Origin of the sequence: Pseudomonas beijingensis (genome assembly GCF_030687295.1) — a bacterium.
Classification (GTDB): domain Bacteria; phylum Pseudomonadota; class Gammaproteobacteria; order Pseudomonadales; family Pseudomonadaceae; genus Aquipseudomonas; species Aquipseudomonas beijingensis.
On sequence record NZ_CP117425.1, the window covers coordinates 2720081 to 2743006 of the forward strand.

Below are 22926 nucleotides of genomic sequence, written 5' to 3' on the forward strand. Positions count from 1 at the left end.
GCGGTGCGTCGATGTTGTCGGGATTTTTGACTGGGAAATGGCCTACAGCTGTCACATAATCTTGACGTTTATTTGCGCTGCCATGCAGAAAACCTTGTGGTGAGGGAGCTTGATGGCGCGCCTTTCTATATCAATACGCACCCGGGCCTTTTCATGCGCATCAAAGTCCATTGCCAGAACCGCATCGGTATCCTGCGAGACATCCTCAACCTGTTGGTGGAGTACGGCATCAACGTCGCCCGGGGGGAGGTCGGTGGTGAGCATGGCAATGCGATCTACTTGCACTGCCCGAACCTGATCAACATCCAGTTCCAGGCGTTGCGTCCGAAATTCGAAGGCATCGCCGGGGTATTTGGCGTCAAGCGCGTAGGCCTGATGCCCAGCGAGCGTCGGCACATGGAACTCAACGCCTTGCTCGGCGCCCTGGAGTTCCCAGTGCTGTCCATCGACATGGGTGGCTCCATCGTCGCGGCCAACCGGGCGGCGGCGCAGTTGCTCGGGGTGCGTGTCGATGAGGTGCCGGGGATTCCCCTGTCCCGCTACGCCGAGGATTTCGACTTGCCGGAACTGGTGCGCGCCAACCAGTCGCGCATCAACGGCCTGCGGGTCAAGGTCAAGGGCGATGTGTTCCTGGCCGACATCGCGCCACTGCAATCGGAACACGACGACAGCGAAGCCATGGCCGGTGCGGTGCTGACCCTGCACCGGGCCGACCGGGTCGGCGAGCGGATCTACAACGTGCGCAAGCAGGAGCTGCGCGGCTTCGACAGTATTTTCCAGAGCTCGAAGGTGATGGCGGCGGTGGTGCGTGAGGCCCGGCGCATAGCACCGCTGGACGCGCCGCTATTGATAGAAGGCGAAACCGGCACCGGCAAGGAACTGCTGGCGCGTGCCTGTCACCTGGCCAGTCCGCGCGGGCAATCGCCGTTGATGGCCCTCAACTGTGCCGGGCTGCCGGAGTCCATGGCCGAGACCGAATTGTTCGGCTACGGCCCCGGTGCCTTTGAAGGCGCACGGGCCGAAGGCAAGCTCGGCCTGCTGGAGTTGACCGCCGGCGGCACGCTGTTCCTCGACGGGGTAGGAGAAATGAGCCCGCGCCTGCAAGTGAAATTGCTGCGCTTCCTGCAGGACGGTTGCTTCCGGCGCGTTGGCAGCGATGAAGAGGTGTACCTGGATGTCCGGGTGATCTGCGCCACCCAGGTCGATTTGTCCGAACTCTGCGCCCGGGGCGAATTCCGTCAGGATTTGTACCATCGCTTGAACGTGCTTTCGTTGCACATCCCACCCCTGCGCGAATGCCTCGATGGCCTGGCGCCGCTGGTGGAGCACTTCCTCGACCAGGCCAGCCGCCAGATCGGCTGTGCGCTGCCCAAGCTGGCCCAGGCGGCGATGGAGCGTCTGAGTCACTACCACTGGCCAGGCAATGTCCGGCAGTTGGAAAACGTGCTGTTCCAGGCCGTTTCCCTGTGCGATGGCGGCACGGTGAAGGCCGAGCATATTCGTTTGCCGGACTACGGTGTGCGCCAACCCCTTGGCGATTTTTCCCTCGAGGGCGGGTTGGACGAGATCGTCGGACGCTTCGAGAAAGCCGTGCTGGAGCGCCTGTACGCCGATCATCCCAGCAGCCGGCAACTGGGCAAGCGGCTGGGGGTTTCCCATACGACCATCGCCAACAAGTTGCGTGAATATGAGGTGGGCAAGGACTGAGCCTTGGCGGGGGCGTTTTTTCCCTGGTATGGGATTTGCTAGATCGTGGCTGTCCCCCGCTTATTCAGAGTAGGTGGCGATTTTTTGACAGGGCTGAGGCCCGGTTTCGGCTGCGTACGTGAGGCTCAGGATGCAAAAAAAAATAGCTGTGGTGCAGTCGAACTACATCCCTTGGAAGGGGTATTTCGATCTGATCCGCAGCGTCGATGCGTTCATCCTGTACGACGATGTCCAGTACACCCGGAGTGACTGGCGCAACCGCAACAAGATCAAGACTGCCCAGGGTGAGCATTGGCTCAGTATTCCGGTCAAGAAGAAGGGCCGTCTCGGACAGTTGATCAATGAAGTCCAGATCACCAGTGCGGATTGGGCCGCCGCGCACTGGAAGACGATTGAGCAGAGCTACCGGCGCGCACCGTGCTTCGCCCAGATGGAGGCGCCGATTCGCGCGCTCTACGAGCAGGCAGCCGACCTCACCCACCTGACTCGCATCAACCACCTGTTCATCGCCGGCTTGTGCCCCCTGCTGGGCATCCATACACCGCTTCACCGTTCCGAGGACCTGGGTGGCGTAGAGGGCAAGAACGAACGCCTGATCCATCTCTGCCAGGCTCTCGGGGCCAACGAATACCTCTCTGGACCCGCCGCCAGTCACTATCTCGACGAAGCGGCGTTCGCCGCCAACGGGATCGCCGTGTCGTACATGAGCTATGCCGGTTATCCCGAGTACCCGCAGGTGTATGGCGAGTTCCAGCACGCGGTCAGCGTCATCGACCTGTTGTTCAACACCGGCGCGGATGCATCGGCTTTTCTGGAGAAAAGGGCTGCCTGAGCGGGCCTTGCCAGTGACACCCTTTTTGATTTGATTCTGGAGATTGCACCCGATGTCGAACCTTGCGCAGCTGGACGCTCATTCGCTTGAACAGGCGCTGGCGCGTCTGCGGCTGATGTATGCCAAACCCGAGCATCCGTACTACTTCCTGGCGCCGGCCTACCGTGAGTCGTCGTCGGGCGTCGTCTCGCTGCACTACCTCTGCCACATGCTCAATCTCAGTGGTCGTGAGGCCTACATCTGCGGTACCGAAGTGGTCAATCCAGACCTCAAGACACCCGTGATCGATTCCGCAATCAAACAGCGCCATGCGGCGGCGGGCAAGGTGCCGATCGCGGTTTATCCCGAGGTGTTCCCAGGCAATCCGCTCAACTGTTCGGTCGTGGCGCGTTTTCTCCTGAATTTCGAGGGGTTCCTCACGGGAAATGGCATGAACGCCGCGCCCACCGACCTGTTTTTCTATTACGCCGCCCGGCTCGCCGAGCATCGTGGTGACCTTGACGGTGACCTGTTGTGCCTGCCGGCGATCGATATCGAAATGTTCTCGACGGTGGGCGCCGCAGCTGTGCGTAAAGGGAGCTATCTCTACCAGAACCGCCACCCGTTGGACCAGATCGACTATGCGCTACTGCCAGCGGATGTCCGCCTGCTGAGCATGGCCAATCCCTTGTCCTTGCCTGAGCTGGCCGAGCTGCTGCGCAGTGCGGAAGTGATGTACAGCTACGAGTGGTCAATGACCTGCGTCATGGCAGTGCTGTGTGGCTGCCCGGTGATCTTCATTCCGGGGCATGGCGTCGACCAGCCACTGCTCGACAATAGTTTCTTCGGCAGCGTCGGCTTTGCCATGCTCGATCAGCCCAACCCGTTGGAACAGGCGCGGGCAAGCCTCGGTGATGCCTTGCATCGTTACGTCGAACGCACCGCGTCTTTCTGGCAGCAGCTGGACGTGTTCATTGCAAAAACCCAGGCGTCTGCCGCTCGAGAGGCGGTTGGAAATCGTCTGGGGGCGCTCGACTGGTTACGCCAACGTTACCCGACGGCGCAGCAATTGCGTCAGATCAACGAGCAGTTGGCGAGCTCGGCTGCACCCAGTTTCACTGTCCTGGTCCGCGATGACGGCAATCAGTTGGCGCTGGCTCATACCCTGGACAGCCTGGATCGACAGTTATACCAGCGCATCCATGTGTGTGTGATGGGGGCCACTGACCCGGGGCGTGCCAACGTTCATTGGCTGGCGTGCGATCCCAAGCAACCGGCAACCGCGATCAATGGCTTGCTCGAGGGCGTCCAGAGCGATTGGTTCATGCTGGTGGAGGCGGAGGAGGAGTTCATCGCCGCAGGGTTGCTGGTGACGGCTCTGAATCTGCTTGATGCGCCTGACGGGTGCCTGGCGGTGTACGCCGACGAGGCGCAGCGTACGGGCGGTGTGATCGACCTCTCGTTGCGACCCGATCTGAACCTGGATTTGTTGTTGGCGTTTCCGGCCAGCCATTCCCGTCACTGGCTGTACCGTCGTGAGGCGCTGGTGCGCTTGAGCGGTTTTGATAATGCCTGCGGTGAGGCTTTTGAATTGGCCTACCAACTGCGCTTGATCAGCGAGCAGGGCGCGGCGAGCGTCGGTCATGTCAACGAACCCCTGTTGATCGCCAATGAGGTGCGGCAGTCGGAGTGCGCGGACGAGCGTGCGGTCATCGATGCGCATCTGCAAGCGCGTGGTTACGCTCAGGCGCGAGCGATTGCGTTGGAGCCGGGCCGCTATCGTATCGACTACGGCCACGAGCGGCAGGCCTCGGTCAGTATTCTGATTTACCTGGAAGGACAGTTGGCGAATTTCCAGCGTTGCCTGGAAAGCCTGCTGACGCAGACCCGCGCGGTGGACTTCGAGGTCTTGCTGGTTGAGCCGGGCAACGACGAGCCTGCATTGCTGGAGTGGCTGGGGCTGGTCGAGGAAATGGGCGAAGGCCGGTTCCAGGTGCTGCGGTTCATGCCCGGGCAGTCGCGTGCGGCCATGTGCAATGCGGCGGCTCAAGAGGCGCGCGGCGAGTATCTGCTCTGGCTCGATGCGCAAAGCGTTGTGCTTGAGCCTGGGTGGCTGCAAGCGTTGCTCAATCACGCTCAGCGTCCGGAAGTGGGCGCCGTGGGAGGCAAATTGCAGGATAGCCAAGGCCGCATACGACAAGCGGGCCTGGTGTTGGGACAGGGCGGCGTTGTCGGTCGGGCGTTTGAGGGCCTGCCATCCCAGGCCGCAGGTTACATGGGGCGGCTTGGGCTTGAGCAGAACTGCTCCGCAGTGGGCGGTGAATGCCTGATGCTGCGGCGGGACCTGTTTCTCGAGGCCGATGGTTTCGACACCGATCCGCTGCTGGCGCCCTGGACCGATCTCGACCTGTGCCTGAAGCTGCAGCAGGCCGGTTACCTGAACGTCTGGACGCCTCACGCGCGGCTGTTGGTCAACCCGGCGGCAGATGCCCGTGCAAGTAGCGAGCAGGAGGATGCCTTGTTCGCGCGCTGGTTGCCGCAGTTGGCCCGCGACCCGGCCTACAATGCCAACCTTTCGCTGCGCGCCGGCGAAGGTTTTGTCCGGGAAAACAAGGACCTGTGCTGGTATCCCCTGCAAGGCAGCGTGCCAAGGGTGCTGGTTTTTGTCACCGAGCAGCGGGCGGGTGCTTATTCGCGACTGGTCCAACCGTTCAGCACGTTGCTTGACGCGGGGCAAATCGAAGGCGCGGCGGTTTCGAGCCTGCTGTCGCCGGTGGAGATCGAGCGCCTGGCGCCGACGACCGTCGTGTTGCAGCGCCCCCTGGATGACGCCGGGCTGCTCGCCCTGAGCCGCCTGAGGGCGTTTTCCAAGGCCTTCACCGTCTACGAACTGGACGGCTACTTGCCGCAGATGGAATTGAAGGGCGATTACGCTGCCGATGAACTGTTGGAACGGCTGCGGTTCGGCATGCTGCAAGCCGATCGGGTGCTGGTCCCCACGCCAGCGCTGGCCGAACTGTTGCAGGGCCAGCATGACGACATCCGCGTGCTGGAAACCCTGCTGCCGGCCGCCTGGGGGCGTGTACAAAGCAAGCGAGGCATGGGGCCCAAGCCGCGCCTGGGTTGGTTGGGCGGCAAGGATACTCAACTGCTGGCGGACGTGCTGCCCGCGTTCGCTGGCGAAGTGGACTGGGTGGTGCTGGGCGACTGCCCCGCGTCACTGCAGCCTTTCCTGAAGGAGCTCCATCCAACGGTGGCGCAGCAGCAGTTGGCGGGCGCCATGGCAGCCTTGAATCTGGATCTTGCACTGGTACCCATGGCTGAAACCCTGGGCAATGCCTGCTCGGGTGACCTGCGTGTCCTGCAGCATGCCGCATGCGGCCATCCGGTCATTTGCAGCCGGGTGCCGGGTTTTGTCGGCGGCGAGGTATTGCCTTTGTCCCGGGTCAGTAACGAGGCGCAAGACTGGATCCGGGCGATTCGCTTGCACCTGGAAGACCGTGAGGCTTCCGCGACGCTGGGGGACGCCTTGCAGTCGACGGTGCGGGCGCAATGGCTGCTCGAAGGCGAGCGCCTGGACGCCTGGCGACGAGCCTGGTTGGCCGATTGATCCCTACTAATATGACCTTGGTCGCTCAGCGGAGAACCTGTGACATGAGCAACGATCTCGATACCTTCATCGCAGCCTACAGCGACAGCTTTGGCTACGCGTTTGACAACAACATCATTCTCAATTGGTATCCCCAACGCATCATGGCGCTGTGCACCAAGGAGCAGAGCCTGCTGGAGCTTGGTGTTGGCCATGGCTTCAGCACCCACCGCTTCTCGCAGTTCTTCAGCGAGCACACAGTCATCGACGGCTCCGCATCGGTGATCGCCCAGTTCAAGTCCCAATACCCGGACAATACGGCCGAGATCGTCGAAAGTTATTTCGAGACATTCGACACCGACAAGCGTTTCGATCTCATCGTGATGGGTTTTATCCTTGAACATGTCGATGATCCACAGACCGTACTGCAAAGGTTCAAGCGCTTCCTTGCTCCGGGCGGTCGTTGCTTCGTGCTGGTTCCCAATGGCGAATCCCTGCATCGGCGGTTCGGTCATGCGGCCGGACTGCTTGGCGACATGACGGCGCTGGGCAGTGGCGATCTGGAGTTGGGCCATATGCGCAGCTACTCGCTACAGACCCTGACCGCTGAAATTGAAGCCGCGGGCCTCCAGGTAGTGCGCAAGGAAGGCGTGTTCCTCAAACCCTTCACCACCGGGCAATTGAAAGACTTGAACTTGAGTCCGGACATCATTCAAGCCATGTGCACCGTAGGCGTCGATTATCCAGAGCTGTGTTGTGCAATGATGCTGGAAGCGACAGTCACCTCGTCATGAAAAGCCTGGTCATAGGAAGTACTTCAGTCATTGGCAAGGCCGTCGCCCGGGAGTTGTCGCGCTATGGCCAAGTCAAATTGGCGGGGCGCCGGGACGCTGATATTGCCTTTGACTTGAATAGCCAGCTGCCCGGCGCCTGCGACGAGCGCTTCGACGTGGTCGTGTTGGCAGCGGCCGATTTTGGCGGCGGCCAGCCAGATGATCTGATTCGCGCCGAACGGGTCAACAGTGTCGGTACATTGGCGGCCTGCCGCCTGGCCGAACATTGCGGGGCGCGTCATTTCATTCTGCTGTCGTCGCGTTGGGCCAGTCACCAGGCGACGGATCCTTACTTTGGCATCTACTCGCTGTCCAAGCGCCATGGCGAGGAAGTGGCGAGCCTGTATTGCCAGGAGCGCGGCATGGCGTTGACGGTCCTGCGCATCAGTCAGGTCTACGATGACGGCGAGCAGTGCCGGCCTCACCAACCGTTGCTGTATGCCATTGCCGACAAGGCGCAGGTGGGGCGCACCGTCGAGCTGTATGGCAGCAACGACGCCAGGCGCAACTACTTGCATTTGAGTGACCTTGCCGAGGTCTGCGCGCGGCTGGCAGAGCAGGGGGTTACGGGCTTGTACAACTGCGGCCACCCTGACAGCCCCCGTCTTTCCGAGATTGCCCGGGCCGCGTTCGAGGCGTTTGGCAAGCCGTCGGACGTCCGCTTCCTGCCGGAAAAGAACGATATTCCAGATTTGCCTCCCTTTGACTGTGGGCATGATTTGTACGAGCAAATAGGTTTCGTCCCGCGAATCGATGTTCGCCAGGGTTTTGAGCGGATGAGAGCGCACCGGGAGAGCCTGTCATGAAGACTGTCATGGTGACAGGCGTCGGCGCCATCATGGGTTACGGCCTGCTCAAGTCGCTGCGTGCGGCGGACCCTTCTGTTCGGCTGGTCGGCACCGATATCTACGACGACGCCGTCGGTCGCGGCTGGTGCGATGTATTCGTGCAGGCTCCTTTGACCGCTGACGCGGGGTACGCCCAGTGGCTGGGCGATACGCTGGCCAGGCACGAGGTCGACCTGCTGATTCCCGGGATCGAACAGGATGTCCATTGGCTATCGGATAACCGAGCGTTGTTGGCGACGTTCGATTGTCAGGTTGTGCTCAACAACCAGCGCTTGATTGATCTTTCCAAAGACAAGTGGGCCATGGACCAGGCGCTGGTGGCGCTGGGAGATGCCAGCCGTATTCCCAGCCTGCTGTCGGGGGATTTTCACGCGCTCAAGGCGGCCTTGGGCCTGCCGTTCCTGCTCAAGCCGCGCCGAAGCTACGCCTCCAAAGGGCTGGTCTGGGTTCGCGAGGAGCGCGACTTCACGCCTCACGCGGCCCTGCTCGGTGACTACCTCATGGCGCAACCCATCATTGGCAGCGCGGCCGACGAATTCACCGTGGCGGCGTTTGGCGATGGCCGGGGAGACACCGGTCCGATCATCAGCTTCCAGCGCAAGTTGGCGTCGGACGGGTCAACCGCCAAGGCCTGGGTATATCAGGACGATTCGCTGGATAAAACAGTCGCCAGGTTGTGCCGCGCCTTCAAACCGGTGGGCCCGACCAACTTGCAATTCCGTCGTGGCAGCGATGCCTCCTGGAGCCTGCTGGAGATCAATCCGCGAATATCTTCGACCAGTTCGATACGACGCGCATTCGGCTACAACGAGGCGGCCATGTGCCTGGATTTTTACCTCGATGGCAAGACATCGGGCCAGCCGATCATCCGCAGTGGTTTCGCCGTTCGTTATATAGAGGATTTCATTGTCTATGATCGGGATCATTTCTGACGTACATGGCAATTACAGCGCCTTGCGGACAGTGCTTGCCAAGCTGGATGAGCTGGGTGTCTCGCGGATTATCTGCCTGGGTGACACGGCGGGTTATTACAGCCAGGTCAATGAGTGTTGCGAGGCCCTGCGCGAACGAAACATTTTCTCCGTGATGGGCAATCATGATTGGTACCTGGCGAAGAATGAGCGCTGCCCTCGTTCCAATAGCGCCAATGCCTGCCTGGATTATCAACAGGGCGTCATCACTTCGCAGAATCTGGCCTGGCTGGGATCGCTCCCGGAGCGCTCGACCCTGCATGAATTAAGCATCGTCCATGGCGGCTGGAACGATCCGCTGGACGAATACGTACGACCCTCGCAAGCGTATTTCGCGCCGTTGCCTGGCCGCTATTTCGCCTCAGGCCATACCCACGTCCAGTACTTGTGGAGCGGGGAGGACAAGGTCTATTGCAACCCCGGTTCCGTCGGCCAGCCACGTGATGGCGATCCCCGGGCAGGCTTTGCGACCTGGGACGGTGAAACCTTCAATCTGCACCGGGTTGCATACGCGATTGGTGAAACCCAACAGGCCATGAAGAACGCCGGGTTTACCCCGTACTTTTATGAAAATCTTGATATCGGCAGTCAGATAGGCGGGCGGATCAGTGCGGTTTGAAGTTTTGTGCTGTGCGCCACCCATGACCATGCCTCCCCTGGGAAGTTTGCAATGAGCAAAGAAACGATACTCTTCAATCGCCCGTATATGACTGGCAAGGAACTGGATTACATTGCCCAGGCCAAGTTCGGCAACATGCTCGCCGGTGATGGCCCGTTCACCAAGCAGTGCCACCGCTGGCTGGAGTCCCACACGGGGTGCAACAAGGCATTGCTCACTCACTCCTGTACCGCTGCGCTGGAAATGGCCGCTCTGCTGCTGGACATCCAGCCTGGCGACGAAATCATCCTGCCTTCCTATACCTTCGTTTCCACGGCCAACGCCTTTGTGTTGCGCGGCGCGGTGCCGGTTTTCGTCGATGTACGTCCTGATACCCTGAACCTGGACGAGCGCCTGATCGAGGCGGCGATCACGTCACGGACCAAGGCGATCGTGCCCGTCCATTACGCCGGCGTGGCCTGCGAAATGGACACTATCCTGGCTATTGCGCGCAAGCATGGGCTGGCGGTGGTCGAGGACGCCGCGCAAGGGGTGATGTCAACCTACAAGGGCCGAGCCTTGGGCAGTATTGGCGACCTTGGCGCATTCAGTTTTCACGAAACCAAGAACGTGATCTCGGGGGAGGGCGGGGCGTTGCTGGCCAATGAGCCTGCCATGGCACTGCGCGCCGAGATCATTCGGGAAAAAGGCACCGATCGCAGTCGATTCTTCAGGGGCGAGGTGGACAAATACACTTGGCAAGAGGTGGGATCCTCCTTTCTGCCCGGAGAAATGACGGCAGCCTTCCTTTGGGCCCAGTTGGAAGAGGCGCAAGCCATCACCAGCCGCCGCCTGGCGGTCTGGGACCACTACCATGCCGCTTTGGCGGGGCTTGAGCAGCAAGGGTTGCTGCGTCGTCCGATCGTTCCTGAACATTGCCAGCACAATGCGCACATGTATTACGTACTCCTCGCCCCTGGCGTGGAGCGCCAGGTTGTCCTCGAGACGCTCAAGAGCCACGCGATCTATGCGGTGTTCCATTACGTGCCGCTGCATTCATCCCCCGGCGGCGCGCGCTATGGGCGTGTTCATGGCTCAATGGAAATTACCGACGGTTATTCCGAGCGGCTGCTGCGTTTGCCGATGTGGCTCGGTCTATCCAAGGATCAACAAGACCGCGTGGTCGATGTGCTCGGCAGTGCTTTGGCAGCCCTTGCCACTTAGCGGCATGACACCGCCGGTTTTTCGTCTTCGATACAACTCGGCACTGCCCTCCTAATTCCCAGAGCCCTTTGTTTCAAGGGTCTGGGCCCGCCAGAAAAAAGTTGGTCTGCAAATTGCTTAAGGCTGTGCAACACAGCAGTGGGCGGCAAACGTCCGGCATGCAGAGGAACGACAGTGGACAAGTACCTTTATGTGGCAATGACCGGCGCCAGCCAGAACGCACTGGCGCAGCGGGCCCATGCCAACAACCTGGCGAACATTTCCACCAATGGCTTTCAGAAAGACCTGGAGCAGGCGCGCTCGATGCCGGTGTTCGGCGACAGCTTTCCGGCGCGGGCGTTTGCCTTGTCCGAACGGCCTGCCACGGACTTCACCCCGGGTGCGCTGGTTCAAACCGGTCGCGACCTCGACGTGGCGGTGAGCGGGCCGGGCTGGATGGCCGTGCAGAATCCTGACGGCGGTGAAAGCTACGTGCGCACCGGCAGTCTCAATGTTGACGCCCTGGGCGTGCTGCGGGCCGGCAACGGCATGCCGGTGATGGGCAACGGCGGTCCGATCGCTGTGCCGCCGGAGCAGAAAATCGAAATCGGCCAGGACGGCACCATCAGCATTCGCGCCATGGGTGAAGGCCCGCGGGTGATGGCTGAAGTGGACCGCATCAAGCTGGTCAACCCGGACCTCAAGAACATGACCAAGACCCTGGACGGCACGATCCGTACCAAGGACGGCCAGCCGGCGCCCATCGATGCCAACGTGCAGTTGGTATCGGGTTTCCAGGAGGCGAGCAACGTCAACGCCGTGGATGAAATGACTTCGGTGCTGGCCCTGGCCAAGCAGTTCGAGCTCCACGTCAAGATGATGAACACCGCCAAAGAAGGCGATGAAGCCATGGCTCGGGTCTTGCAGATCTAACTATTAATTACAGCGCTGCGCCGAAAAACAGGCGTACGAGGAGAATCGAATGCTTCCGGCTCTATGGGTTGCCAAAACAGGTCTGTCCGCCCAGGACACCAACCTGACGACCATTTCCAACAACTTGGCGAACGTTTCGACCACGGGTTTCAAACGTGATCGCGCCGAGTTCCAGGACCTGCTGTATCAGGTAAAACGCCAACCTGGCGCCCAGTCGACCCAGGACAGCGAACTGCCGTCGGGCCTGCAAGTGGGTACCGGTGTACGCATTGTCGGCACCCAGAAAAACTTCAACGCCGGCAGCCTGCAGACCACCGAGCAGCCGCTGGACATGGCCATCGACGGGCGCGGTTTCTTCCAGATCCTGCAGCCGGACGGCACCACGTCCTACACTCGCGACGGTACATTCCACCTCGACTCCAACGGCCAGATCGTCAACGCCAGCGGTTTCGCCCTGGAGCCGGCGATCATCATTCCGAACGATGCCCAGACCTTTACCGTGGGCCGCGACGGCACCGTGTCCATCACCATTGCGGGCAACCCGGCCGCACAGGTGATCGGCAACCTGCAGACCGCCGACTTCATCAACCCGGCCGGCCTGCAAGCGGTGGGCAACAACCTGTTCCTGGAAACCGCCGCCAGTGGCGCGCCGCAAGTCGGCACCCCGGGCCTGAACGGTTTCGGCACCACGCTGCAGAACACCCTGGAAACCTCCAACGTGAGCACCGTTGAGGAGATGGTCAACATGATCACCACCCAGCGCGCCTACGAGATGAACTCCAAGGTGATCTCCACCGCCGACCAGATGCTCTCGTTCGTTACGCAGAATCTGTAATCACGTCGCAACGTCCGTCATCACGTAGACAGGGCGGCCCCAGGGTCGCCTGCAACACCAAGAGGTAGGGTCATGAAACGCTTCGTATCTGTTCTGGCACTGAGTGGGATCACCGCACTCGCGGGCTGTGTCGCCCCGACACCCAGGCCCAATGACCCGTATTACGCTCCGGTGTTGCCGCGCACGCCGTTGCCGGCTGCCGCCAACAATGGCTCGATCTACCAGGCCGGCTTCGAGCAGAACCTGTACAGCGACCGCAAGGCTTTCCGGGTCGGTGACATCATCACCATCACCCTGAACGAGCGGACCCAGGCCAGCAAGAACGCCAATTCGCAAATGGACAAGACCAGCCAGACCAGCGTCGGCCTGACGTCGTTGTTCGGCTCCAGCCTGACCACCAACAACCCGATCGGTGGCGGTGACCTGAGCCTCAACGCCGGCTATGGCTCCGACCGGGCCACCAAGGGCGACAGCAAGTCCGGCCAGAGCAACAGCCTGACCGGTTCGATTACCGTGACCGTCGCCGATGTGCTGCCCAACGGCATCATCGTCGTGCGCGGCGAGAAGTGGCTGACCCTCAACACCGGTGACGAACTGGTGCGCATCGCCGGCATGGTTCGCGCTGACGACATCGCCACCGACAACACCGTTTCGTCCACCCGTGTGGCCGATGCGCGCATCACCTATTCGGGCACCGGTGCCTTTGCCGATGCGAGTCAGCCAGGCTGGTTCGACCGTTTCTTCCTCAGCCCGAAGTTCCCTTTCTAGGTGGCCCAGTTGAATCTTAAGCAGCTGTTGATCGGTGCCCTGATGATGTCCGCAGCCTTTGCCGCTCAGGCCGAGCGCCTGAAGGACATCGCCAGCATTTCCGGCGTGCGCTCCAACCAGTTGATCGGCTACGGCCTGGTCGTGGGCCTCAACGGCACCGGTGACCAGACCACCCCAGACCCCGTTCACCCTGCAGACCTTCAACAACATGTTGTCGCAGTTCGGCATCAAGGTGCCGGCCGGTTCCGGCAACGTGCAGTTGAAGAACGTCGCAGCAGTGTCGATCAGTGCCGACCTGCCGGCGTTCGCCAAGCCTGGCCAGCAGGTGGATATCACTGTCTCGTCCATCGGTAACTCCAAGAGCCTGCGCGGCGGCACCTTGCTGCTGACACCGCTCAAGGGTATCGACGGCAACGTCTATGCCATCGCCCAGGGCAACCTGGTGGTGGGCGGTTTCGATGCCGAGGGGCGCGATGGTTCGAAGATCACCGTCAACGTTCCGTCGGCCGGTCGCATCCCGGGTGGTGCGTCGGTGGAACGTGCGGTGCCGAGTGGTTTCAATCAAGGCAACAGCCTGACGCTGAACCTCAACCGTTCCGACTTCACCACAGCCAAGCGCATCGTCGACAAGATCAACGACATGCTCGGCCCAGGCGTGGCCCAGGCCATCGACGGTGGCTCGATCCGCGTCACCGCACCCCTGGATCCGAGCCAGCGGGTCGACTACCTGTCGATCCTGGAAAACCTCGAAGTCGATCCGGGCCAGGCGGTGGCGAAAGTCATCATCAATTCGCGCACCGGCACCATCGTGATCGGCCAGAACGTCAAGGTTTCCCCGGCCGCGGTGACCCACGGCAGCCTGACCGTGACCATCACCGAAGACCCGATCGTAAGTCAGCCGGGGCCATTGTCCAACGGTCAGACCGCCGTGGTCCCGCGTTCGCGAGTCAATGCCGAACAGGAAGCCAAGCCGATGTCAAGTTCGGCCCGGGCACGACTCTGGATGAAATCGTCCGGGCGGTGAACCAGGTCGGCGCGGCGCCGGGCGACTTGATGGCCATTCTCGAAGCCTTGAAGCAGGCCGGCGCGTTGCAAGCCGACCTGATCGTGATTTGAGGGCCGAGTCATGGATATGCGCAAGGGCGCTTTGATCAGCGGAGATTCGGGTTCCTACTCGGACTTGAATCGCCTGAACCAGCTCAAGGTCGGCGACAAGAACAGCGACGGCAACCTGCGTAAAGTGGCGCAGGAATTCGAGTCGCTGTTCCTTGGCGAAAATGCTCAAGTCCATGCGTTCGGCCACCGAGGCCTTGGGCAAGGACAACCCGATGAACACGCCTGAAGCCAAGCAATACCAGGAAATGTACGACCAGCAGTTGGCCGTGTCCATGTCCCGCGAAGGCGGTGGTATCGGCTTGGCGGATGTGCTGCTGCGCCAGATGTCGAAGAACAAGCCACTGGCGCCCGGTGAGGCGGCGACGTTGTCGGCGGCCAAGCAACAAGAGGCCTTGGATAAGGTTGCCAAGGCGCCGGTACCGACGCCGGTGGCGGCCGGGACCCTGCCTACCGACGGACCGTTGTCACGCACCAATGGCCAGCGTCCGCTCTGGGCCTCGCGGGCCGTGAGCGCGCCGCAAGGCGAGGGCGTCCACCGCAACGACATGGAACTGCTCAACCAGCGTCGCCTGGCCCTGCCGCCGAAACTGGCTGACCGCCTGCTCGCTGGGCTGGTGCCTTCGACCTCGACCAATGTCGATGTGCCTGCGCAGAACCTGCTGCCGGATCGCGCCATCGCCGCCGTCAAGCCGACCACCGGCGAACTGGCCAATGGTGACTGGCTGGCCGCACTCAAGGCTTCCGAGCCGAAAGGGGACATGCAGGTCTATGGTCGCGCCGTGGCCCAGCCACCGCTAGCCCCGGCGCGCAAAGCCTTCCGCGATGCCGATGAGTTCGTCAACGCCATGCTGCCAATGGCCAAGGAAGCCGCCGACCGCATCGGTGTCGATCCACGCTACCTGGTGGCCCAGGCCGCCCTGGAAACCGGTTGGGGCAAATCAGTGATGCGCCAGCCCGATGGCAGCAGCAGCCACAACCTGTTTGGCATCAAGGCCAGTGCCAACTGGAAGGGCGATTCGGCGCGGGCGATCACCAGCGAATTCCGCAATGGCGCGATGGTCAAGGAGACGGCCGAGTTCCGTTCCTACGCCTCGTACCGCGACAGTTTTCATGACTTGGTCAACCTGCTGCAAAGCAACAGTCGCTATCAAGATGTGCTGAAGTCGGCCGATAAACCCGAACAGTTTGTACGCGAATTGCAGAAGGCCGGTTACGCCACCGACCCGAACTACGCCAGCAAGATTTCGAACATAGCCCGGCAGATGACGAGTTACCAAAACTACGCTTCGGCTGGCGCCACCACGACTTTATAAGGTCTGAACCATGAGTTTGCTCAATATCGGGATGTCGGGTCTGTCCGCAAGCCAGACCGCACTGGTGACCACGGGTAACAACATCGCCAACGTCGATACCGCAGGGTATTCGCGTCAGCAGACCGTGCAGACCACCAAGGCGTCGAACCAGTACGGCAACGTGTTCATTGGTTCCGGCACGACCCTGGCCGATGTGCGCCGGGTGTATAACGCCTTCCTTGAAGCACAACTGAAAACCACCACGTCGCTCAACAGCGATGCGGCTGCCTATCAAGGGCAGATCACTCCGCTTGACTCCCTGCTGTCGGACAGCGGCACCGGCCTCAACGGCGCACTGACCAAGTTTTTCGCCTCGGTGCAGAACGTCAACGCCAAGCCGGGTGACGATGCGTCCCGGCAGTTGCTGCTCAGCGATTCCCAGGCCCTGAGCAACCGTTTCAATTCGATTGCCAACCAGTTGACGGAGCAGAGCCAGAACATCAACGGCAACCTGTCGAACATGGTCGACCAGGTCAACAGCCTGGCGGTCACCGTTGCGCAGTTGAACAAGAAAATCGCCGAAGTCTCCAACGCCGGCGGCGCCCCCAACGACCTGCTCGATGCCCGCAGCGAAACCATTCGCCAGCTCTCGACCTTCACCGGCACGCAGGTTGTCGAGAACGGCAGCAGCCTGGACATCTACCTGGGCTCCGGCCAGCCGTTGGTGATGGGCAACATCGTCAATACCCTGGAAGCGGTGCCGGACAAGAACGATCCGGGGCGCATAGGTATCCAGCTCAACAGTGGTTCCAGCTCAATGGACCTCACCCAGGTGCTCACCGGCGGCGAGATCGGTGGCCTGATGCGCTACCGCAGTACCGTGCTCGATCCGGCCATGAACGAGCTGGGCCGCGTAGCCCTGGTGGTCGCCGACCAGATGAACCGCGTCCAGGCCTCGGGCATCGACATGAACGGAGCCTTCGGTTCCAACCTGTTCGCTAACATCAACAGCGCCACGCAGATCAGCCAGCGCAGTGTTGCGTCGTTGAACAACAGCGCCGGCTCCGGCAATTTCAACATCGCCATCACAGACTCTGGCAAGCTGACCACCAACGACTACAAGGTGACGTTCACCAGCGGCACGGACTACACCGTCCAGCGCCTGCCCGACGGCACCTCGATGGGCGCGTTCAACACCGCGACCACGCCGCCGCCGGTGATCGACGGTTTCTCGATGACCTTCGCCAACGGCACCGCGGCCGCCGGCGACTCGTTCAAGCTCACGCCAACCCGCAACGCAGCGGCCAACATCAAGACCGAGATGACCGACTCCAAGCGGCTGGCGATTGCCGCGCCGTTGGGCGCCGCCATCGCGCCTGGGGGCAGCGGCACGCTGACCATCCCGGCCAGCGGCCAGCCGAGCATGACCACCAAGCTGGACATCTACGACGCCGCCACCACGACCATCATCCAGAACGGCATCAAGAACTCGATGCCGGTCAAGGTGGTGTTCGGCGCGACGTCCGCCGATGGCACCAGCCAGGCTTATCAGTTGCTCGATGCTCAAGGCGGCACGATCAGCAGCGGCACGATCAAGCCTGGCCAGAGCAACACCCTGAGCCTGAGCGTTCCGCTCAAGGACGCCAGCGGCAACCCGATCTTGGATTCGTCCGTACCGCCGGTGCAGCGTACCGTCGCGTTCGACATGTCCATCGCCGGCGCGCCGTCCCAGGGTGCAGGCATCAATATCAGCCTCAGCCAGCCGGGCAGCCTGGACAACCGTAACGGGACGGTCCTGGCCGGCTTGCAGACCGCCAAGACCGTGGACACCGGTTCCAGCAGCAAGGGTATTTCCCTGAACGATGCCTACGGTAAGCTGGTGGAAGGCGTCGGCGCCAAGGCCGCCCAGGGCAAGCTCGACAGCGCCGCCACTGGCGCGATCCTGAACAACGCCAAGACCGCCCGCGATTCGCTGTCGGGCGTGGACCTGGATGAAGAAACCGGCAACCTGGTCAAGTTCCAGCAGTACTACACCGCGTCTTCGCAGATCATCAAGGCTGCGCAACAAATCTTCAGCACATTGATCAACAGTCTTTAAGGAGCCGTAGCCCATGCGCATTTCCACTTCTCAGTTTTACGAAAGCACGGCTGCGAACTACCAGAAGAACTTCGCCAAGGTGGTCAAGACCAGCGAGGAAGCCAGCAGCCTGGTGCGGGTGAACACCGCCGCTGATGATCCGGTGGGGGCTTCGCGCCTGCTGCAACTGGGCAACCAGGCTTCGATGCTGTCCCAATATGAAGCCAACGTCACCACCATCAAGGCGACCCTGGGCACGACCGAAGCGGTCATGACCAGCATCGGCAACGTACTGCAGCGCGCCAAGGAATTGGCCGTCAGTGCCGGTAACGCCGCCTACACCGACGCGGACCGTCAAGCGGTTGCCTCGGAATTGGGATCGATCGAAGATCAATTGCTGAGCCTGATGAACACCAAGGATGAAAACGGCAAATACATTTTTGCCGGATCCAAAGGCGATGTCGTACCGTTCACTCGCAACGATGACGGCACCTACAGCTACAACGGCGACCAGGTCACCCTGGACCTGCCGATCGGCGACACCATGTCGATGGCCACCAACAGCACCGGCTGGGACGTGTTCCAGCAAGCCGTCAACACCAGTCGCACCCAGGCCACCATGACCGCGCCAGCGGTGGACGATGGGCGCGTCGTGTTGACCAACGGCCAAGTGTCCTCCAGCGTGACCTACAACAGCCAGTTCCGCAGTGGCGAGCCGTACACGGTGGAATTCGTCAGCGGCACCCAGTTGAAAATCACCGACTCGGGCGGTAACGATGTGACCGCCGAAGCCAGCAAGGGCGGTGTCATCGACCCTAACAAGCAGGCCGGGCAGACCGTGAGCTTTCGCGGCGTCGACTTGACCTTGAACGTCAACCTTCATGCGGGCGACGTTGCCGGCACGGTGTTGCCCGGCCACACGTTCACCCTGGCTGCCAAGCCCGACTCGTTCACGCCGGCCCGCAGCCCGGGCAACGCTACCGCGACCCAGATCACCGGCAGCGCAATCACCGATCCGACGGCCTACCACGCCAGCTTCCCGACGGGGACGGCGGTGCTGAAGTTTACCAGTGCCACGGACTTCGACCTGTACGCCGCGCCACTGACCGCTGACAGCAAACCGGTTTCCAGCGGCACCCTGGCGGGCAACGTCGCCACCGCATCCGGCGTGAGTTTCACGCTCAATGGAGCCCCGGCCGCCAACGATCAGTTCAGCATCGCGGTCAATACCCATGAGACGCAAAACGTTCTGGACACCGTGAGTCAGTTGCGCACAGCTTTGAACACGCCGGCCGATGGCGACAACATCGCCATCCAGAAACTGAATGCGTCACTGGCTTCGGCTATCGGTAACCTGGCCAGTGGTACTGACCACTTGACCAGTGCATTGAGCTCGGTCGGTGGTCGCGGTCAGTCGCTCGATACCCAGCGCGATACCAATCAGAGCTTTGTCCTGGCCAACTCGCAGACCCAGTCGGCGATTCGCGATTCCGACCCGGCCGAAGTGATGACGCGCCTGACCTTGCAGCAGACTATGCTTCAAGCGTCGCAGTTGGCGTTCAGCAAGATCGCTCAATTGGGATTGTTCAACAAAATGTGATTCAGGGCAGGGATCGTGACGTTATAAGCGGTCCCTGACCCGTTCCTTTATACGATTCAGGACGTCCTGCTCTCGCCTGAGTTGGCGCCCACCGGTTGAGAGCCACGCGTGTGAAATCAGCTCCTCTTGTCAGCATTGCCATCCCCGCGTACCACCCACGCTTTTTCCGCCTCGCCTTGCAAAGCGCGCTCGAGCAGACCTACGAGAACCTTGAAATTGTCATCTGCGACGATTGCCGCACCGATGGCATCGAGCAGATTGTCCAGGAACTTGGCGAGAGCTCCAATATTGCTGTGCGTTACCTGCGCAACCCGACCCGGCTGGGGTTCCAGCAGAACCTGTTGCGCTGCCTCGAAGAATCCCGGGGCGAGTTCATCAAGTTCCTGTGCGACGACGACCAGTTGCTGGCATTCTGCGTCAGTCAACAGGCGGCCATCCTGCAGGAGCATGCGCAAGTATCGTTGGTGATCAACAAGCATCATTTAATCGATGCCGACAACTATGCCTTGCCGATCCGCGTTGAAAACACCGGCATCACGCAGTTCGATGCGTTGTTCAACGGCACTGACATGCTGGCGTATTTTGAGAAAACCACCCGTAATATTCTCGGCGGTTTGAGTGGCGCGTTGATGCGCCGCACCGATGTCGAGGCCTTGCTGCCAGCGCTGGCGCGGCCCGGTGAAGGTTTCGAGGCTGTCCTCGATTTTGCCTTGTTCATCTGCCTGTTGCGCCGGGGTAATCTGGTCCAGCTTTACGCCGAGGGAAGTGGCCAGCGGTTGCATCCGGAGCGCCTGGCGCGTCAGGCCAAGATGCTTGAAGCGGCCACGGTGGAGCTGACCTGGCTCAAGGAAATGCTCGCCCAGCGGAGTGGCGATCCGGCGCCTGCCAGTGGCTGGGTACGTTACCAGACACTGGGCCAGCCCAAGGAGCCAGGGGCGCCCGAGTGGGAAGAAATCAACGTCTACTCGATCATTGCGACTCGCCAGGGCGTCATTGGCTCGCAAGTCGGCACGGACATCGAAAGCTACGCAGACCTCTATGTGCAGTGGTTGGCGTGTCGGCATTTCAGTCCATTGCGCAAGCAAGTCTTGTCGCGGCAGATCGCTCGCTGGGCCTATCGTCCGAGGATCGTCCCCGTCGTCATTGACGAGCAGGACGATCCTTATGCGCTGAGTGTTACCTTGCAGAGTATCACTGCCCAAGCCTATGCCTGCGAATCGGTGCTGTTGCTGTCCAATGGTCGCCAGGCAGTGGACAACCATGTCCTGCGCCTTGGCCTGCAAGCGGACTGGGCGCAGCAGCTCAATGGGCTGCTGCCTCAACTGGACGGCGCCGACTGGTTCTACCTGCTGCGTGCCGGCGATCGCTTGACCGAGTCTGCGCTGCTGATCATGGCCGACCGGATTGTCAGTTCGCCGGGTGTCGCCTGTTTCTACAGCGATGAAGGCGCGCTGGTGGATGACAAGTCGGTGGAGCCAATCTTCAAGCCCGACTTCAACCTCGACCTGATGCGCGGTTATCCCTATGTGGGTCGGACACTGGCGTTCGAGCGTGCCCGATTTTTGGCCTCGGGTGGATTCGATTCGAGCCTGGGCGAATTGGCGCCCCAAGACTTGATCTGGCGACTGGTGGAAACGGATGGGCCGCAGGTCGTTGGTCACATTCCGGAAGTCCAGGTCGAGTCGACGTTTTCGTTTGCCCAATGGCTGTCCTTGCCTAAAGTCATCGAGCAAAACGCCGAACTGATCGGCGCTCATCTACAGCGTATTGGCGTGCCGCACCAGCTGCACCCAGGGACGCTGCTGGCGTTGATTCCGCGCATCGAATACCTGTTCGCCGAGCGACCCCTGGTGTCGATTGTCATCAGCGTCAAGGATGACCTGAGCGCGCTGGAACGTTGCGTCAACAGCCTGATCAGTACGACTGCGTATCCACACTACGAAATCATCATTGTCGATAACGCCAGTGAGAACGCCGAGCTACAACATTGGCTGCGGGCCATGGCGGAGCTGGGCAGTGAGAAGTTGCGAATATTTCTGCATCCGGGAAGCGCCAGCGAAGCGGTGATCCGCAATTTCGCCGCACAGCATGCCCGCGGCGAATACCTGTTGTTGCTCAATCCCAACTGCATTGTGCTGGAAACCGCCTGGCTGGAAGAATTGCTCAATCATGGGCAACGTCCCGAGGTCGGTATCGTGGGGCCTCGCACACTCAACCAGCAAGGCCGGGTCATTGACTCCGGCATGATCATGGGACTGGGTGGGTTGGCGGGCAGGGCCTTCGTCAACGAATCGGTCACGTCTGGCGGCTATATGCAACGCTTGCAGACGGTGCAGAACTGGAGCGCTGTCGGCGATCACTGCCTGTTGGTGCGCAAACAGGTTCTGGAGGAGGCCGGTGGGTTCGATGAATCGATCACAACACAGCGCATCAATTCCTTGGAGTTATGCCAGCAGGTCGGAAAAAACGGTTACCTGATTGTCACTACGCCTTACAGTGATGTCGTACTGGCGTCCGGCGTGGAAGCCAGTCGTGATCCGGCGTGGAAGCAGCGGTTGGAGCTCGAACAGGAGGCATTCTATCAGCGCTGGTTGCCCAGGATCGCCAACGATCCTGCCTACAACCGTAACCTGACGCTGACCGGGAAGAGCTTCAGTCTCGAGCCTGGACCACGCACTGGCTGGAATCCGTTGATTACCCGTAACGTCCCTTCGATTCTGGGGCTTGCGGTCAATACTTCGGCGGTGGGGCATTATCGGGTCAGCCAACCGCTATTTGAACTGGAAGCGGCGGGGCGCATCGTAGGACGTGTTGCCTACGACACGCCTTCGATTATCGACATCGAGCGCCAGTCGCCGGATGTGATCATCCTTCAGGGTCGCTATAACGTGGGTAAGTTCAAGGACATCACTCAAGTCAAGACTTACTCCAGCGCCATGCGCATCTATGAATTGGATGACTACATCGCCAGGGTCCCGGAAAAAAACGAACACCGCCGCAATATGCCGGACAACCTTGAGGACCTGCTGCGTAAAGGAATCGGCCTGTGTGATCGGGTCGTGGTGTCCACCCATCCGCTGGCAGACGTGTTGTCCAGCATGCACCACGACATCCGCGTCGTGCCGAACATGCTGGCTGCCGGCCTGTGGAACCAGCTCAGAAGCCAGCGTGCCACTTCCAGCAAACCACGTATCGGTTGGGGCGGCGGCACCAGCCACCGTGGCGACCTGGAGCTCATCGCCGATGTCGTTCGGGAATTGGCTGACGAAGTCGAATGGGTTTTCTTTGGCATGTGTCCGGATTTGCTCAAGCCCTATATCCATGAATTTCATCCGGGCGTGAGCCTGGCGGCTTACCCGGCGAAGCTGGCCAGTCTGAATCTCGACCTGGCCTTGGCACCGTTGGAATTTCATATTTTCAACGACTGCAAAAGCAACCTTCGCCTCTTGGAGTACGGTGCGTGTGGCTATCCGGTGATTTGTTCGGATACCGAGGCTTACCGGGGACACCTGCCTTGTACCCGGGTCCTCACCAACAGCACCGAAGAATGGCTGCAAGCAATCCGTATGCACCTGGCGGATCCGATTGCCAGCTACCGGATGGGCGACGAATTACGTGAAGTGGTGCTGCGCGACTTTATCTTGCGCGGCGATAACCTGCAGTACTGGGCCAATGGTTGGCTACCGGATTGATGAGTTTCAACCTTGAAACTCCCGGTGTCGTTGATGCGGCTACCCACTTGTTA

At 60.9% G+C, this 22926-nt stretch carries 16 protein-coding genes and 1 pseudogene; all 17 read left to right on the forward strand.

Going from position 1 to position 22926, the window contains the following annotated elements:
- Positions 1 to 153 precede the first annotated feature (153 nt).
- The 17 genes and pseudogenes from PSH84_RS12360 to PSH84_RS12435 all read left to right on the forward strand — a co-directional run bounded on the left by PSH84_RS12360 (position 154) and on the right by PSH84_RS12435 (position 22873).
- Positions 154 to 1707, forward strand: a complete 1554-nt coding sequence (locus PSH84_RS12360; RefSeq protein WP_305483014.1) for a sigma-54-dependent transcriptional regulator — start codon at positions 154 to 156, stop codon at positions 1705 to 1707.
- Positions 1708 to 1837: 130 nt separating this feature from the next.
- Positions 1838 to 2539 carry a WbqC family protein gene (locus tag PSH84_RS12365; RefSeq protein WP_122569031.1) on the forward strand — a complete coding sequence of 234 codons (702 nt, stop codon included), beginning with the start codon at positions 1838 to 1840 and terminating at the stop codon, positions 2537 to 2539.
- Positions 2540 to 2591: 52 nt separating this feature from the next.
- The gene (locus PSH84_RS12370; protein ID WP_305483015.1) at positions 2592 to 6128 is read left to right on the forward strand and encodes a glycosyltransferase; all 3537 of its coding nucleotides are present in this window, start codon (positions 2592 to 2594) and stop codon (positions 6126 to 6128) included.
- Positions 6129 to 6172: 44 nt separating this feature from the next.
- Positions 6173 to 6901: a class I SAM-dependent methyltransferase gene (locus tag PSH84_RS12375; RefSeq protein ID WP_122569029.1), complete on the forward strand. Its 729-nt coding sequence runs from the start codon at positions 6173 to 6175 to the stop codon at positions 6899 to 6901.
- Positions 6898 to 7746: an NAD-dependent epimerase/dehydratase family protein gene (locus PSH84_RS12380; protein ID WP_122569028.1), complete on the forward strand. Its 849-nt coding sequence runs from the start codon at positions 6898 to 6900 to the stop codon at positions 7744 to 7746. The genes PSH84_RS12375 and PSH84_RS12380 overlap by 4 nt, the downstream gene beginning before the upstream one ends.
- Positions 7743 to 8720: an ATP-grasp domain-containing protein gene (locus PSH84_RS12385; protein ID WP_122569027.1), complete on the forward strand. Its 978-nt coding sequence runs from the start codon at positions 7743 to 7745 to the stop codon at positions 8718 to 8720. The genes PSH84_RS12380 and PSH84_RS12385 overlap by 4 nt, the downstream gene beginning before the upstream one ends.
- The gene (locus tag PSH84_RS12390; protein WP_122569026.1) at positions 8701 to 9378 is read left to right on the forward strand and encodes a metallophosphoesterase family protein; all 678 of its coding nucleotides are present in this window, start codon (positions 8701 to 8703) and stop codon (positions 9376 to 9378) included. The genes PSH84_RS12385 and PSH84_RS12390 overlap by 20 nt, the downstream gene beginning before the upstream one ends.
- A gap of 51 nt (positions 9379 to 9429) precedes the next feature.
- Positions 9430 to 10581 carry a dTDP-4-amino-4,6-dideoxygalactose transaminase gene (gene rffA / locus PSH84_RS12395; RefSeq protein ID WP_122569025.1) on the forward strand — a complete coding sequence of 384 codons (1152 nt, stop codon included), beginning with the start codon at positions 9430 to 9432 and terminating at the stop codon, positions 10579 to 10581.
- Positions 10582 to 10755: 174 nt separating this feature from the next.
- A complete protein-coding gene (locus PSH84_RS12400) occupies positions 10756 to 11493 on the forward strand; it encodes a flagellar basal body rod protein FlgF (protein WP_122569024.1) in 738 nt (245 codons plus the stop codon).
- Between the two features lie 49 nt (positions 11494 to 11542).
- The gene (gene flgG, locus PSH84_RS12405; protein ID WP_305483016.1) at positions 11543 to 12328 is read left to right on the forward strand and encodes a flagellar basal-body rod protein FlgG; all 786 of its coding nucleotides are present in this window, start codon (positions 11543 to 11545) and stop codon (positions 12326 to 12328) included.
- A 72-nt stretch (positions 12329 to 12400) separates the two neighbouring features.
- Positions 12401 to 13096, forward strand: a complete 696-nt coding sequence (flgH, locus tag PSH84_RS12410; protein ID WP_122569023.1) for a flagellar basal body L-ring protein FlgH — start codon at positions 12401 to 12403, stop codon at positions 13094 to 13096.
- A 42-nt stretch (positions 13097 to 13138) separates the two neighbouring features.
- Positions 13139 to 14212, forward strand: a pseudogene (locus PSH84_RS12415) (flagellar basal body P-ring protein FlgI).
- Positions 14213 to 14222: 10 nt separating this feature from the next.
- The gene (locus PSH84_RS29015; RefSeq protein WP_439800560.1) at positions 14223 to 14438 is read left to right on the forward strand and encodes a hypothetical protein; all 216 of its coding nucleotides are present in this window, start codon (positions 14223 to 14225) and stop codon (positions 14436 to 14438) included.
- Positions 14425 to 15525 carry a flagellar assembly peptidoglycan hydrolase FlgJ gene (gene flgJ, locus PSH84_RS12420; RefSeq protein ID WP_439800561.1) on the forward strand — a complete coding sequence of 367 codons (1101 nt, stop codon included), beginning with the start codon at positions 14425 to 14427 and terminating at the stop codon, positions 15523 to 15525. Before PSH84_RS29015 ends, flgJ begins: the two co-directional genes overlap by 14 nt.
- 10 nt (positions 15526 to 15535) lie before the next feature.
- Positions 15536 to 17602 carry a flagellar hook-associated protein FlgK gene (gene flgK, locus PSH84_RS12425; RefSeq protein WP_305470231.1) on the forward strand — a complete coding sequence of 689 codons (2067 nt, stop codon included), beginning with the start codon at positions 15536 to 15538 and terminating at the stop codon, positions 17600 to 17602.
- A 13-nt stretch (positions 17603 to 17615) separates the two neighbouring features.
- Complete coding sequence (locus tag PSH84_RS12430; protein WP_305483017.1) at positions 17616 to 19181, forward strand: flagellar hook-associated protein 3; 1566 nt, start codon at positions 17616 to 17618, stop codon at positions 19179 to 19181.
- 110 nt (positions 19182 to 19291) lie between these two features.
- The gene (locus PSH84_RS12435) at positions 19292 to 22873 is read left to right on the forward strand and encodes a glycosyltransferase (RefSeq protein ID WP_122569019.1); all 3582 of its coding nucleotides are present in this window, start codon (positions 19292 to 19294) and stop codon (positions 22871 to 22873) included.
- The last annotated feature ends 53 nt before the right edge of the window (positions 22874 to 22926 follow it).

Coding starts and splice junctions, on each gene's coding strand:
- PSH84_RS12360 (WP_305483014.1), top strand. CDS start 154: ATGCGCATCAAAGTCCATTGCCAGAACCGCATCGGTATCCTGCGAGAC.
- PSH84_RS12365 (WP_122569031.1), top strand. CDS start 1,838: ATGCAAAAAAAAATAGCTGTGGTGCAGTCGAACTACATCCCTTGGAAG.
- PSH84_RS12370 (WP_305483015.1), top strand. CDS start 2,592: ATGTCGAACCTTGCGCAGCTGGACGCTCATTCGCTTGAACAGGCGCTG.
- PSH84_RS12375 (WP_122569029.1), top strand. CDS start 6,173: ATGAGCAACGATCTCGATACCTTCATCGCAGCCTACAGCGACAGCTTT.
- PSH84_RS12380 (WP_122569028.1), top strand. CDS start 6,898: ATGAAAAGCCTGGTCATAGGAAGTACTTCAGTCATTGGCAAGGCCGTC.
- PSH84_RS12385 (WP_122569027.1), top strand. CDS start 7,743: ATGAAGACTGTCATGGTGACAGGCGTCGGCGCCATCATGGGTTACGGC.
- PSH84_RS12390 (WP_122569026.1), top strand. CDS start 8,701: ATGATCGGGATCATTTCTGACGTACATGGCAATTACAGCGCCTTGCGG.
- rffA (WP_122569025.1), top strand. CDS start 9,430: ATGAGCAAAGAAACGATACTCTTCAATCGCCCGTATATGACTGGCAAG.
- flgG (WP_305483016.1), top strand. CDS start 11,543: ATGCTTCCGGCTCTATGGGTTGCCAAAACAGGTCTGTCCGCCCAGGAC.
- flgH (WP_122569023.1), top strand. CDS start 12,401: ATGAAACGCTTCGTATCTGTTCTGGCACTGAGTGGGATCACCGCACTC.
- PSH84_RS29015 (WP_439800560.1), top strand. CDS start 14,223: ATGGATATGCGCAAGGGCGCTTTGATCAGCGGAGATTCGGGTTCCTAC.
- flgJ (WP_439800561.1), top strand. CDS start 14,425: ATGAACACGCCTGAAGCCAAGCAATACCAGGAAATGTACGACCAGCAG.
- flgK (WP_305470231.1), top strand. CDS start 15,536: ATGAGTTTGCTCAATATCGGGATGTCGGGTCTGTCCGCAAGCCAGACC.
- PSH84_RS12430 (WP_305483017.1), top strand. CDS start 17,616: ATGCGCATTTCCACTTCTCAGTTTTACGAAAGCACGGCTGCGAACTAC.